This is a genomic window from Clostridium pasteurianum BC1 (assembly GCF_000389635.1).
Taxonomy (GTDB): Bacteria; Bacillota; Clostridia; order Clostridiales; family Clostridiaceae; genus Clostridium_I; species Clostridium_I pasteurianum_A.
This window is the reverse complement of the sequence record NC_021182.1, coordinates 2,926,548-2,940,751: the sequence shown is the minus strand read 5'-3', so window position 1 is coordinate 2,940,751 and position 14,204 is coordinate 2,926,548. Positions and strand designations below refer to the sequence as shown.

17 protein-coding genes are annotated in these 14,204 nt (G+C 33.3%); all 17 read left to right on the top strand.

The features are described 5' to 3' along the window. The first annotated feature begins 9 nt into the window (after nucleotides 1–9). Nucleotides 10–612, top strand: a complete 603-nt coding sequence (locus CLOPA_RS13965; RefSeq protein ID WP_015616096.1) for a chemotaxis protein CheC — start codon at nucleotides 10–12, stop codon at nucleotides 610–612. A gap of 17 nt (nucleotides 613–629) precedes the next feature. After that, nucleotides 630–989, top strand: a complete 360-nt coding sequence (locus tag CLOPA_RS13960) for a response regulator (protein ID WP_015616095.1) — start codon at nucleotides 630–632, stop codon at nucleotides 987–989. A gap of 66 nt (nucleotides 990–1,055) precedes the next feature. Further along, nucleotides 1,056–1,457, top strand: a complete 402-nt coding sequence (locus CLOPA_RS13955) for a chemotaxis protein CheW (protein WP_015616094.1) — start codon at nucleotides 1,056–1,058, stop codon at nucleotides 1,455–1,457. A 188-nt stretch (nucleotides 1,458–1,645) separates the two neighbouring features. After that, nucleotides 1,646–2,641 carry a flagellar motor switch protein FliM gene (gene fliM, locus CLOPA_RS13950; protein WP_015616093.1) on the top strand — a complete coding sequence of 332 codons (996 nt, stop codon included), beginning with the start codon at nucleotides 1,646–1,648 and terminating at the stop codon, nucleotides 2,639–2,641. After that, nucleotides 2,634–3,782 (top strand): flagellar motor switch phosphatase FliY, encoded by a 1,149-nt coding sequence (gene fliY / locus CLOPA_RS13945; protein ID WP_015616092.1) that lies wholly within the window; start codon nucleotides 2,634–2,636, stop codon nucleotides 3,780–3,782. Before fliM ends, fliY begins: the two co-directional genes overlap by 8 nt. 238 nt (nucleotides 3,783–4,020) lie before the next feature. Further along, nucleotides 4,021–4,308 carry a flagellar biosynthesis anti-sigma factor FlgM gene (gene flgM / locus CLOPA_RS13940; protein ID WP_015616091.1) on the top strand — a complete coding sequence of 96 codons (288 nt, stop codon included), beginning with the start codon at nucleotides 4,021–4,023 and terminating at the stop codon, nucleotides 4,306–4,308. A 1-nt stretch (nucleotide 4,309) separates the two neighbouring features. Further along, nucleotides 4,310–4,720: a flagellar protein FlgN gene (locus tag CLOPA_RS13935; protein WP_015616090.1), complete on the top strand. Its 411-nt coding sequence runs from the start codon at nucleotides 4,310–4,312 to the stop codon at nucleotides 4,718–4,720. A 13-nt stretch (nucleotides 4,721–4,733) separates the two neighbouring features. After that, on the top strand, nucleotides 4,734–6,596 hold the full coding sequence (flgK, locus tag CLOPA_RS13930; RefSeq protein WP_015616089.1) for a flagellar hook-associated protein FlgK: 1,863 nt from the start codon (nucleotides 4,734–4,736) through the stop codon (nucleotides 6,594–6,596). Nucleotides 6,597–6,709: 113 nt separating this feature from the next. Continuing rightward, nucleotides 6,710–7,744, top strand: coding sequence for a flagellar hook-associated protein FlgL (flgL, locus tag CLOPA_RS13925; protein WP_015616088.1), 1,035 nt, complete (start codon nucleotides 6,710–6,712; stop codon nucleotides 7,742–7,744). A gap of 110 nt (nucleotides 7,745–7,854) precedes the next feature. Beyond that, complete coding sequence (gene fliW, locus CLOPA_RS13920; protein WP_015616087.1) at nucleotides 7,855–8,280, top strand: flagellar assembly protein FliW; 426 nt, start codon at nucleotides 7,855–7,857, stop codon at nucleotides 8,278–8,280. 4 nt (nucleotides 8,281–8,284) lie between these two features. Next, nucleotides 8,285–8,500, top strand: coding sequence for a carbon storage regulator CsrA (gene csrA, locus CLOPA_RS13915; RefSeq protein ID WP_010239573.1), 216 nt, complete (start codon nucleotides 8,285–8,287; stop codon nucleotides 8,498–8,500). A 90-nt stretch (nucleotides 8,501–8,590) separates the two neighbouring features. Beyond that, nucleotides 8,591–8,965, top strand: a complete 375-nt coding sequence (locus tag CLOPA_RS13910) for a flagellar protein FlaG (protein WP_015616086.1) — start codon at nucleotides 8,591–8,593, stop codon at nucleotides 8,963–8,965. Nucleotides 8,966–9,058: 93 nt separating this feature from the next. Continuing rightward, nucleotides 9,059–9,349, top strand: coding sequence for a hypothetical protein (locus CLOPA_RS13905; protein ID WP_015616085.1), 291 nt, complete (start codon nucleotides 9,059–9,061; stop codon nucleotides 9,347–9,349). Nucleotides 9,350–9,361: 12 nt separating this feature from the next. Beyond that, nucleotides 9,362–9,748: a flagellar export chaperone FliS gene (gene fliS / locus CLOPA_RS13900; protein ID WP_015616084.1), complete on the top strand. Its 387-nt coding sequence runs from the start codon at nucleotides 9,362–9,364 to the stop codon at nucleotides 9,746–9,748. A gap of 167 nt (nucleotides 9,749–9,915) precedes the next feature. Then, complete coding sequence (gene fliD / locus CLOPA_RS13895; protein ID WP_015616083.1) at nucleotides 9,916–11,877, top strand: flagellar filament capping protein FliD; 1,962 nt, start codon at nucleotides 9,916–9,918, stop codon at nucleotides 11,875–11,877. 115 nt (nucleotides 11,878–11,992) lie between these two features. Continuing rightward, on the top strand, nucleotides 11,993–12,334 hold the full coding sequence (locus tag CLOPA_RS13890; protein ID WP_015616082.1) for a flagellar protein FliT: 342 nt from the start codon (nucleotides 11,993–11,995) through the stop codon (nucleotides 12,332–12,334). A gap of 533 nt (nucleotides 12,335–12,867) precedes the next feature. Continuing rightward, nucleotides 12,868–13,998, top strand: coding sequence for a flagellin (locus CLOPA_RS13885; protein ID WP_015616081.1), 1,131 nt, complete (start codon nucleotides 12,868–12,870; stop codon nucleotides 13,996–13,998). The last annotated feature ends 206 nt before the right edge of the window (nucleotides 13,999–14,204 follow it).

Genomic DNA, 14,204 nt, shown 5'->3' with positions numbered 1-14,204 from the left:
GGTGAATCAATGGATTACTCACAGTTTACGCCAATGCAGTTTGATGCACTTAAGGAAGTAAGTAATATAGGAGCAGGAAATGCAGCTACAGCACTATCAAGACTTCTAAACAGAAAAGTGGACATGACTGTTCCTTCGGTAAATATAATTCCTCTGGAATCGGTATTTACAAAAATTGATGCAGAGAAAATAGCTGTTGGGGTTATTGTAAGAGTTTTGGGAGATACACCAGGAAATATTCTGTTTATATTTGAAAAAGAGGTAGCTTTTGATATAATTAAGAAATTGACAGGTACCCAAGAAGAGGAACTAAGTGAAATGGGAGCCTCAGTAGTGGCTGAAATAGGAAATATAATATCTGCTTCTTACATGAATGCCATAAGCAGGTTTACAAATCTTGCTATAACACCATCAGTACCAGCCGTGAGCTACGATATGATGGCAGCTATTCTTTCTACCAGTTTTATTGAAGCCGGTCAATTTGAGGACAATGTGCTGGATTTTGAAACAGAATTTTTACAAGATGATTTAAATAAAATAAGCGGGCATTTTTATTATATACCTATGCCCGGTTCATTAGAAAAGATATTAAATACATTAGGAGTAAATTAATTTGGAGGTTGTATAAAATGGCAAAAGTTTTAATTGTTGATGATGCTGCTTTTATGAGAATGATGATAAAGGACATATTGGAGAAAAATGGATTTGAAGTAATAGGAGAAGCTAGCAATGGCTTAAAAGCCGTAGAACTTTATAAAAAAGAAAGACCGGATGTAGTTACTATGGATATAACTATGCCGGATATGGATGGCATAGAAGCTGTAAAGGCAATAAGGGAATTTGATCCAACTGCAAGGGTGATTATGTGCAGCGCTATGGGACAGCAAACTATGGTAATGGATGCTATAAAGGCAGGGGCAAAGGATTTTATAGTTAAGCCTTTTCAGTCAGACAGAGTACTTGAAGCAATTAGAAAAGCTATAGGTTAAGTTTTAAAAGATAGTTTTGTGAAATATAAGGTGTTTCTATAAATATCTTAGTTGGAGGTGAAAAATGTGCAGGTAGTTATTTTTAAGTTAAAAAATGAACAATTTGCGGTGGAAACCTCAAAGGTTCAGACTATCAGCGAAGCTGTAACAGTAACTAAGGTTCCAAAGGCTCCAGAATACGTAAAGGGATTAATTAATCTTAGAGGTACTGTAATCTCTCTATTAGATATAAATTTGCTTTTAGATTCAGAAAAAAGTGAAGCTGAGCAGCAAAGTGTAATAATATTAAAACTTGAGGATGAACTTATAGCTATTTCAGTGGATCAGGTAGATGAAGTTTTGGAAATAGATGAAGATATAATAGAAAATATTAAAGATGATACAAAAAAATCCTATGTAAAGGGAATTATAAATTTTAAAGATAGAGTAGTAACTTTTATTGATATTGATAGATTGATTGCTAAATAAGGCACATTCGAATAAATAACTAGTCAGTATGCTAGACTATTTTGAATCCTACTACGTCAACAGAACCCTCAGATAGCTCACTATCTTTGGAACCTGTTTCCTTGTAAGATTCAAAATATTCGTCGCATCTTTGACTTTATATTTATTTTCATATACCTAAAACTAATTTAGAGAAATGAGGGGAAAAAATGGCAGACGTTTTATCTCAAAATGAAATAGATGCTCTTTTATCTGCCTTATCCTCTGGTGAACTAAAACCAGAAGAAATTCCAAAGGAAGAGGAAAAGCAAAAGGTTAAGCTTTATGATTTTAGAAGTCCTCAAAAGTTTTCTAAAGATCATATAAGGACACTTGAGCTTATACACGATAATTATGCCAGGATTATTTCAAATTATCTTACAGCTCAGGTAAGAAGCAATGTGAAGGTTAAGATTGAATCTGTTGAACAGATAACCTATGAAGAGTTTATTCATTCTATACCAAATCCAACAATTCTTACGATTTTTAAAATGCCTCCGCTTAGCGGCTCTATATTGTTTGAGACAAATCCCCAGTTTGTATATCAGATAATAGATATTCTACTTGGTGGAAATGGCTATGGTAAATATAAATCAAAAGAATTTACGGATATCGATAAAAATATTATTACGAAAATCAATGAAGAATTAATATCCAATTTGAAGCTTGCCTGGGGAGATGTAGTAGAAGTTAAACCAGAAATAGAGGCATTGGAAACTAACCCGGCCTTAAACCAAACTCTAGCACCTCATGAACCTGTGGCACTCATAACTTTTTCTGTTGAAATGGCCGGTAGTAACAGTTTTATAAATATATGTATACCTTATTTGAGTATAGAAAAAGTATTGGATAAACTGGTAGTTCAATATTGGTATCAGGAAAATGATGAAACTATAGTTAATCAATCAAGAGAAAAATTAAAGGACAGATTAAATATTGTAGATGTTCCATTGATTGCGACTTTAGGAAGTGCCAGTATTACAGTAGATGAATTTTTAAAGCTTTCCGTAGGTGATGTAATTACTCTTAATAGTAAGTGTAGTGATCCGGTTTCTGTTTTCATAGATGGAAATGTGCATTATACAGGAAAACCAGGAGTCATAGGAAAAAGCATGGGAGTACAAATTTTAGATATTATTGATAAGGATGTGGAAAATTATGAGTGATGGTTTTCTTTCACAGGAGGAAATAGATTCACTTTTAAATGGTGGAGCTACTTCTCAAAATGAAGAAGAAATAGAGAAGAATGATATTCTTTCAGATATAGAAAAGGATATGCTTGGTGAAATTGGGAATATATCCATGGGATCAGCAGCAACAGCACTTTCTACCATAATAAATCAGCAGGTTAATATAACCACTCCTGTAGTTACTATTACAACTTTGAAGGAATTAAGAACTCAGTTTCATGTTCCAAATATTGCTTTAGATGTACAGTATACCAGCGGTATAGTTGGAGAAAATCTTCTTATAATGAAGGTTACTGATGCTGGAGTAATAGCAAACTTGATGATGGGTGGAGACGGCCATGTTAATACTGTAGAGTTATCAGAGATTGAACTCAGTGCAGTTTCTGAAGCCATGAATCAGATGATAGGTTCTGCGGCAACTGCTATGGCCACTATGCTTCTTAGAGAAGTAAATATTTCTCCACCAACTTCAGAAATAATTAATAGTGATACTCAAAAATTATCTGCAGGAATAACTGAGGATGAACAAATAGTTGAGGTTGCCTTCAGAATAACTATAGGAGATTTAGTAGACAGCAGTATTATGCAGATACTTCCAATATCTACAGGTAAAAAACTTAGTTCTATTATGATGGGAGTACAGTCTGGAGGTACAAAGAATGAGACTGCGGCTGATAATCAAACAGCAGAATTAAAAAGCCAGCCTTCAATGCAGCAGCAACCTGTAAATAATGAAAATTATGAGCCGATTCAAAATAGAATTGTAGAAAAACCAATTGAAACTCCACAGCCTCAGGTAGAAGTACAAAAGGCGAATTTTCAACCGCTGCAGGACAAATCTATTTATACTGAACCAAAAAATATTGACTTAATATTAGATGTACCTCTAGATATTTCCGTAGTTCTTGGAAGAACTAAAAAAAATATAAAGGAAATTTTAAATCTAGGTACAGGTTCCCTTATAGAGCTGGATAAGCTTGCAGAGGAACCAGTAGAAATACTAGTCAATGGTAAAAAGATAGCCTATGGCGAAGTGGTAGTAGTAGATGAAAATTTTGGAGTTAGAATAACCAGTATTGTGAGCAATGATGATAGAGTTAGAAGTTTGGGAAGATAATTTAGTTGAAAACATCTGTTAAGGCAGATGTTTTTTTATATAGGAAATTATAGAAAATGACGAAATAAAAGCAGTTGAGAATTGACAATGGACAGTGGATAGTTAATGGAAAATTGCAATTTAATAAGAAATTTGTTGATAAAGGTCTAATTAATTTAAAAGAGTAAAGCTAAACTTTTATGATATAATAACGATAATAAAAATATGATATAACAGAAAACGTAGGGAGTGTATTAATATGAAAATAAATGGAGTGGGCTTAGGAAAGGTTTTACAGATGTATAACAATAACAGAGTTAATAAAAATGTTTCTGAAAATAAAACCGCAGAAAAATCAACTAAAGACTCACTGGAAATATCAAAACTTGGTAAGAGTCTTAGTGCATACTCCACGGAAGATAATTTTGGAACCTCTAAGGCAAAGCTTGCTGAGATAAAAAAACAAGTAGAGAACGGAACTTATAATAGAGACTCCAAACTAGTGGCACAAAAACTTTTGGATCATATAAAGGGAAAAGGTGTCTAGTATGAAAGAACAGTTAAAGGATGTAATGGTAAAGGAATACAGAGCTTTAAAGGAATTACTTGAATCCTTAGATAGGCAGCATGAACTTTATCTGAAAAATGATATTTTTCAACTTGAAGATATAGTGAAAACTATAGAGAGCAATAACAGGGTTATTGCGGAGCTTGAGGTGGAGAGAAGAAAAATTACTGGTGCAAACTCCATGAATGAAATAGTAAGAGCTTTTGAGGATGAAGAATTAGAAAACAACTACAGAAATATAAAAAGGCTTTTGCAGGAAATTAAGGTTCAAAAAGAAAGTAATGAGCTTTTATTTAGACAGGGCTTAGTATTTACAAACAGAATATTAAATATATTCAGTCCGAACAAGAATTTAAAAACCTATAATTCTCTTGGAAGAATAGGTAAATAAGTGAGGTGTAGTAATGGCAGGATTATTTTCAACATTAAATATTGGAACCAGCGGTATGTCAGCACAGCAAAAGGCAATTGATGTTACTTCACATAATATAGCAAATGCAAATACTGAAGGGTATACAAGGCAAAGAGCTGTTATAGAATCTAATACTCCCTATGACATGCCCTCGGTAAATAATGCAATTAGTGGAGGACAGGTAGGTACCGGTGCTGCGGTAACCGCAGTGCAGAGAGTAAGAGATGATTTCCTGGATTATCAGGTAAGAGCGGAAACCAGTACAAAGGGAACCTATGAAACAAGAGACAATTATTTAAGTCAAGTTGAAAGTATATTCAATGAACCTTCTGATACGGGAATATCCTCTTTAATGGGAAAGTTCTTTAACTCCTGGCAGGATCTTTCAACTCAGCCACAAGATTCTAATGAAAGAACGGTTGTAGCTCAGCAGTCAGCTGCACTAGCTGATGCACTAAATCATTCCTATAATCAGCTTCAGAGTTTGAAGGCGGATTCACAATCCTTTTTAAAAGAACAGGTAATACAGGTTAATGATTATTTAGACCAGATAGATAAACTTAATCAACAGATAATGAGTGTTAAAATTGCCGGCAGTGAGCCCAATGACCTAATGGATAAAAGGGATTTGCTGCTGGATAAATTAAGTTCAGATTTTAACATTACCATTGATAAAAAAAATTATGATGGAATAAATTTAAAAGCTAGAAATAGTGATGGAATCAGCAATGCTTCATTGGTACAGTCGGAAAACAGTGATGATGTAAAGAGATTTTCCTATATAAGCGGCATTGAACAAGTAGGAGATTCCAATGAATACAAAATAACCTATTACAAAAATGGTGATATGACTAACGATGCAAATAAAGTAGAAGTATATGTGGCAAATATAGATGCAGACAAGCTAAAACAGTTGGATGAAAATAGGGTATTATGGGCAAATAAGGATGGATTGGCAATAGGTCTTTCTGCAGATGAATCTGGAGCACTTAACCTCCATGGAAAAAGTCAATATGATCCAGTGGATACTTCACAGATTAAACTGTTTAATCCTGATAGTGGTCAACTTAAAGGTGCCATGTCCGTGCAGCAGGATATTGATAATTATACTGACCAGTTAAATAAAATGGCAAAGGCTTTAGCTTTCACTGTTAATGCAATACAAAGTGGGAGAACTAGTGTGGGTAATCCTCAGAATCCATTGGGAAATCCACCAGATGCAGATTATATGCCGTTTTTTGTAAATTCTGATTCTGCATTATACGATACTGATAGCGATGGAAAAGATACTTTAAATAACTTAGGACAAACTTTAAATAATGAAGTAAATATAACTGCGGGTAATATAAGCGTTAATAGAGAAATCTTAGATGATCCTATGAAGATTAAGACCAATACTCATGACGATGAATTTGCCTATGCCAGTGAGAATGATGTAGATGGTAATGGTGATGGAAAAAGGGCTCTTGCTATTGCACAACTTAGGGACAAGATTATTACTATACAGAATATTAATTCCAGTACCTTAAGAAGCGATTTTATAACAACACTTTCTTCAGATGATAATGGTGTTGGAACTATTCAAAATAGTGCCAATGGCATGACTATGGATAGTTATTATAAAGATACTGTAGATAAGCTAGGCGTTCAGGAGCAGCAAGCACAGAGAGTAGTTCAAAATCAAACTTCCCTGCTTCAAAATTTTCAGCAGTCTAGAGCTTCTGTTTCAGGGGTATCCATTGATGAAGAGATGGCAAACTTAATACAATACCAGCATGCTTATCAGGCAAATGCAAAGATTATATCTACAGTAGATCAGCTGCTGGATGTAGTGATAAATGGATTGATAAAATAATCTAAATAATTTACTTTAGGCATCGTAAAGAAATAACTAGTTAGTAGGCTAGTATATTTTGTATCTTTAACTTATTATTTATTTTCAGATGTCTTAATACAAGAGGTGAAAATATGAGAATTACAAATAGCATGATAACCAGCAATTTTTTATCAGATATGCAGAATAATCTTCAAAATATGCAGAAGATACAACAGCAAATGACTTCAGGAAAGATCATAAGCAAGCCTTCAGATAATCCTTTTATAGCTTCCAGATCCATGCAGCTTAATTCTCAACTGGATGCAAATACTCAATACAGCAGCAATATAAAAGATGCTTCAAATTGGCTTGATACTACGGATACAACTTTAGGTCAGGTGGGAAATGCACTTCAAAGAATAAATGAACTTTTAGTTTCTACTGGAAATCCCGGATACAGTAATGATGAAAATCAATCTGTAAAAGATGAAATAAATCAGATAATAAGTGGTCTTTCTCAAACGCTGAATACCAATTTTGATGGAAAGTATTTATTTGGTGGAACCAGGGTTACTGTTAAACCACTTGGTACAACTACAGATGCAAATGGAAATACACAGTTGGTCTATAATAAGTCCGATGGGAATCCGCTAAATTCCAATGCAGCTTCAGATACTGTGGATGCAAAGCAGCTTAATATGATAAATAAAAAACTATCTACAGAAATATCTCAGGGAGTTACCATGGATTACAGTGTATCTGCTGCAGATGTTTTAAAATATAAAAGTGAACCATCTACTGCTGCTAAGCCTACGGACCTAAGAGATTTACTTCAATCCATTGTAAATCATTTGGATGGAAAAAATGCAGATGGTTCAACACCAGCATCAGGAGCTGCCAGCCCTACAAGTCTTTTAGTAACAACTGATTTACAAGGTATACAGGATGCAACTAATAATGTACTGAGACTTCGCTCTGAGGTAGGAGCAAAGTCAAATAGAATGAAAGATGCAGCTGATAGTAATGATGCTCAAACACAAAATCTCACAACGATACTATCTAAGACAGAGGATATAGATATAACTCAAAAGACTATGGAGTATGCTACGGCTCAAACTGTTTATACCGCAGCACTTCAAACCAGTGCCAGAGTACTGCAACCTTCACTTTTAGACTACCTTAGATAGAAGCAGTGGAGAGTTGAAAGTTGAGGGTGAAGGAAACTTTTTCTCCGCACTCCTAACTAACTATCAACTTTCCACTATCAATTTTTAACTTAAACAGAAGGGTGATTTTTATGGAGCTTATAACAAAATATCATGGAACAATTGAATACAAGGAAGAAGAAATAATATATTTTAAAAAGGGAATTCCAGGCTTTCAAAATTTAAAAAAATTTGTACTCCTTCCTGTAGAGGAAAATGACTTTTTCAGTGTGCTGCATTCTGTAGAAGATAATAATATAGGTTTTATAGTTGTATCATCTTTTAATGTAAAAAAGGACTATGAAATAGAATTGAATGACACTGTTTTAAAGGAACTAAACATTAAAGAAGAGAAGGATGTTTCTATTTTTAATACAGTTACTCTAAATTCAGAGGTATCAAAAATAACTTCTAATTTAAAAGCTCCTATATTAATAAATATAAAAGACAGATTAGGGGAACAGATAATACTAAATGATGAAAAATATGAAATAAAATATCCCCTATTTAAGGAGTGAGTTTATGCTCGTGATTACAAGAAAAAAAGGTGAATCCATACTTATAGGAGACAATATAGAGGTTAAAATTGTAAAAATAGATGATGGCTCCGTAAAGATTGCCATAGATGCCCCAAAGGAAGTAGTAATACTTCGTGGTGAACTCTACAAGGAAGTAGAAGAAGAGAATAAAAATGCAGTAGTTTTTGAAAAATCAATTTTAAAGAATATTAAAAAATAATTTAGGCATAGATAAGAATAGTAAGCAAAGCTAATAGTATACGACCCTTCATTTCTTTAAAGATGCCTTGTTAAATAGAGGTGTGATAATATGGATGTTAAGAGCATTAGTCAGGGAGGACTAACAACTTCAGGAGCGTCACAAACTATCAGTAGTGAAAAAAATACAACTTCAAATATAAATAAGGTTACTAAAAGCGATAGTGGTAATTATCAAAGCCAAAGACATGATAGAGTAATTACGGAAGCTCAAGTGAAAAATGTAGTGGAGAAAATGAGTAAGCTTTTGGATGAAGAAAATACCCATGTAGAATATGAAGCACACAAAGGTATGTGGAATGTAGTAATAAAGATAATGGATAACAAGACAAATGAAATAGTAACACAGATACCAGCAAAACAAGTAGTAGAAGCTATGGAAAATCTCTATAATTCAGTGGGACTTATAATGGATAAGAAAGCTTAGTAAATTGACAATTGACAGAGGACAATTGAGATAAAATTTTTATCATTAATAATTGTCAACTGTTGGCTTTCAATTGTTAAATGGGGTGTTTCTATGGAATTTAAAATAAATAAAATCGATATGGAAATTAGGCAGAGGATCAACGATAAGCGAAAAGAAGGCAAGGTACACAGCAACGGAAATGTAAAAATAAATAAAGTTAATTCAGATAAAAACGATAATAGTAGAAACGATAAATTTGAACAGATAATGTCAAAAATCAAAAAGGGTAAAAAGAAAATTATTGTGCAGGCTACCAAAAGTGAAACTTTAGAAGTAGAAGCATTTAAAGATAACAATATGAGTGATGATGAAAAAGGTAGATATCTGGATATAAAGAAATAGGAGGATGCTAATATGTATACAGCTAATGCTTATAATACCTATAAAAACAACAGTATTAATTTTGCTTCAAAAGAACAGTTATTATTGATGCTGCTGGATGGCTCAGTTAAATTTGCAAAAAAAGCTAGACAAGCATTATTGGATAAGGATGTAAAGGAAGCACATAAATATTTGGTTAAAACTCAAGATATATTTTATGAACTTATGACATCTTTAGATATAAAAAATGCAGGAAATTGGGGAGAAAGTCTTATGGTTCTGTACAATTTCATAGTAAGAAGACTGGCAGAGGCTAATATAAAAAAAGATGTGGGAATTTTAGATGAGGTAATGCCTTTTATTGAGCAGGTAAGAGATATGTGGAGTGAGGCTTATAAGGTGGCAAAGGGAAAACAGTAAAAAACAGTGGATAGTTGATAGTGGAAAGTTGAAAGTGTAGGATGATTTTTAGCTGTGCTAAAAATCTTAAATTAAAAATTTTTCAGAGTAAAACGTAGAAAAATTATCTATAATTGTCTACTATCCACTTTCAACTCTCAACTGAAGAAATGAAAGGAGGAACTATAATGAGTGATATATCTTCAACAACATCTAGTACGCCTAGTGGAATGACCGGTGCTGGCGGTGGACAGATGATTAGAATAACAGGCATGGCATCTGGACTTGATGTAGATGCTATTGTAAAAAAAATGATGACAGCAGAGCAGGTAAAAATTGATAAAGCAAAGCAGGATCAGCAAACAGTACAGTGGAAACAGGAAGCTTATCAGGGGATTATTAAGGATATTAAGGATTTGCAAAATACGTATTTTAATTCGTTGGATTCTACAAATAATGTTTTGTCATCTAGTAATTATGCGGCATTTGATTCCAACGTAACTGATTCTACGATTTTGTCTGCTACTCCAGGTGTTGGTTCGGCAGTTGGAAGTTATAAAGTTGATTTTACGGGAGGTCATTTGGCAGCAACAGCTTCTGTGATAGGGACTGATATTGTAAAGGATACAAGTGATACCGTTAATTTGTCTAATGTATCAACAAATTGGAGTGGAAAGTCTATAGGTTTTAGTATTAATTCAGGTACGGTTGTAAAACTAACTTTGGCTAGTGTAACTGGTAGTGAGAGTAATGTTACTGACTTAGCCAATGATATAAATAAAGATATTAATTCAAATGGAAATTTAAAAGGAAAAGTACAGGCAGTAGCTACTAGCGATGGTAAAATACAATTTCAAGCATTAAGCGACAGCAGTGTGAAAATAATTGATAGTACGGATACAACTGTAACCGAAATAAGTAGCTTAAAAGGTAGAGTTGTAAACCCAAGTTTATCAACTACATTAGGAGATTTAGGATTGTCATCAGCTAGTGATACATTTGATATAGTGTATAATGGAACAACAAAAACTATATCTGTAAAGAACACTGATAAATTAAGTGATGTGATTAATAATATTTCAAATGCCACATCAGGTGCAGTATCAGCTTCTTTTAGTCAATTGACAGGAAAATTTACTATTCAAACTTCCAATACTGGTAGTTCTGAAAATATACAGATTAATGGTGCAGGTACTTCACTTACGGCATTAGGTATAACAAATGGAAGTAGTGACACAGGTCAGGATGCTATTGTAAAGATAACACCACCGGGTGGAACAGCAGTTACAGTAACAAAATCCACCAATAATTTTACTATAGATGGAGTGACATATAATCTTCAAAGTGATAAAGATTCATCAGGTACAGCATTATCTACAACCTTTAACATAACTCAAAATACTCAAAAGGTTTATGATAAAATAAAAGGCTTTTTAGATAAATACAATGCTATAGTTGACGAAATTCAAACTAAATTAGGTGAGAAAAAGAACTATGCTTATCCACCGCTGACTGATGCACAGAGATCTAGTATGAGTGCTTCACAAATTACATCATGGGAAAATAATGCAAAACAAGGTATACTTAGAAATGATAACAATCTTGAAAATCTCCTTTCTTCTATGAGAAGTGCCTTTACAACAGCAGTTTCTAATGCGGGATTGAGTTTTGGACAATATGGTAGTAATTCTATAGGATTGGATACATCAGATGATGTAACCCAAGGTGGAAAGATAACTATTGTAGACCAACAGAAATTTAAAGTTGCCATAGCTCAGCATGGTGATCAAATATTAAAATTATTTACTAATGTTTCATCTTCTACAGATAAAACCACTCAATTTAATGAAAGTGGGATATTTCAAAGATTAAACAGTATATTTGTTGACAATGTTGGATATACAGGTACAACTTTAAATAGTGCAACATTAACAAAGTATGCAAATTATCAGGATAACTATAGCCTTTATGGGGGTGTTGGAAATAATACACTCCCAGATCAGTTATATCAACAAACACAGTTGCTTAAAAATCTTAATACTGAGTTTAGCACTAAACAGGAAGCATATTATCAGCAGTTTTCGGCATTAGAAACTGCACTAACACAGTTAAATGCTCAACAAGCGCAGCTATCTTCGTTAACTGGTTAATAATTGATTCATTAATTGAAAGTTTAGAATTGACAGTGTAGAGTTTAAGAATAAATTAGCAATGAACAATCATTAACTCTTCACCCTCAACTGCTTTTTAGATTGGAGAAGTAAAATGAACACATTAAAAGAATATTTAGATAATTATAAAAATATCACAATAGATCTTATAAATAATCTTTACTGTGATAATTTAGATAATATAGATGAGTTTATGCAGAAGAGACAGAATATTTTAGATGACCTAGGGCACCTAAATTCTTCTAAGAAGGAGTTTAATTCAATCAGTAATGAAATTGAACTAGCTGCTATTGAAAAAAGATTAAAGGATGTAATGATAGAAAAAAAAGAAAAGTTACGAATAGAGATGGAAAAAATTTCTCTATCGAGGAATGCTAATAACACTTACAATAAGAATTTGTATGGGAAGGCATGTGTGTTTAGTAAAAAAATATAGATTTTCTTGATTGACTAATGGATATGATAGGGTGCAATTAAAAACAATAAATTTTTAATTGCAACTCTTTTTTATTTTAAACTCTCAGCTTTCCACTTTCAACTATGTTAAAAGTGGAAAGCTGAGAATTAAGAGTTAAAAGTGAGAGGAATTTTCAAAAAAATTTATAAAGAACTATAAAGTACTAAAAAAAGAGTGCGATATAATAAGCATAAAACAAATATAAAGTTAAATTTAACTATTATATTTATAACTGACTAAATGTTAATTAATCTGTTAAGAATGCAGGTATATTACATTTAGGAGGTTAGGAGTTGAAAGAGAGCTTAGTTTATAAAAAGGCATTTAAGTTTGCTATAAAAAGATAGTTAACTTATACAAGTATTTGTGTAAATAAAAAAGTGAATACACTCTTTCAAAGTTAGTAAACTTCCAAATTAAGTAATAACATAACTACTGTTACTTAATGAAGGAGTTATCTATAAATCAAAACAGGACAAGGATGTCCGTTAACAATCAGGGAGGTAAATATTATGATAATTAATCACAATTTAGCAGCTAATAATGCTATCAGAAACATGAACATTAACTCAAACAATGCAAGTAAATCAATGGAAAAACTTTCTTCAGGTCTTAGAATTAATACTGCAGCAGATGATGCAGCAGGATTAGCTATTTCTGAAAAAATGAGAGGCCAAATTAGAGGACTTGACCAAGCTTCAAGCAATGCTCAAGATTCTATATCATTAGCTCAGACTGCAGAAGGTGCTTTAAATGAAACAAGTTCAATCCTTCAGAGAATGAGAGAACTATCTGTACAAAGTTCAAATGGAACTAACACAGATGATGATCGTACTGCTATTCAAAGTGAAGTTAGTCAGTTAAAGTCTGAAATAACAAGAATAGGTACTCAAACTGAGTTTAATACTCAAAAACTTTTAGATGGTAGCTTTGGTACAAATGTAACACAGGATGCAACAGCAACAACTGCTTTAGCCGTAACTGGAGTAGCTAGTGTAGTAACTAGCGGAGGCTTGGCTGCAGGTACTTATACTATCGCAGATGATGGTAGTGGTGGTTATGATTTAAAGAGTGGTGCTACAATTGTTGCTAAAGCAACAGATATAGCTGCTAATGGAGCAGGAACTATATCTTTTTCTGGATGGGATGCAACTAATGGAGTGGCTACAGGCGTACAATCCCTTACTATTCAGACAAATGCAGCATATACAGCTGGAGATTTAGATACCAAGGATGTTGTAATTGCTGGAACTCAAAACACTTTCCAGATAGGTGCTAATGAAGGACAAACAATAGGTTTATCTATTGCAGATATGACTACTTCTGGATTAGGATTATCTTCAGTAGATGTATCTACAGCTACTGGTGCATCAAGTGCAATAACTTCCATTGATGCAGCAACTAAGACTGTATCTGCTGAACGTGCTAAGCTTGGAGCTTTCACAAACAGATTAGAGCACACTATCAACAACTTAGGAACAGCATCTGAAAACTTAACTTCAGCTGAGTCAAGAATCAGAGACGTTGATATGGCAAAAGAAATGTCAACATTCTCAAAAAACAATATTCTTTCTCAGGCTGCTCAAGCTATGTTGGCTCAGGCAAATAATCAACCACAGCAGGTTTTACAACTTCTTAGATAGTTGATTATTTCAGGGTCTCTTAAAGGGTAATCTTTAAGCACACATTGGGTGAATTGCTGGAACTTCCTTAAGCTGTTTCTCTACAACGAAGTTCGAAAGGACAGGCGTGAAGGATTAAAAAGCAAACAGATTGGATAATCAGCAGCCAAGCTCCTGTACCGAAAGGTTGGAGAAGGTTCAACGACTAAGACGAACGGGTTAAACAG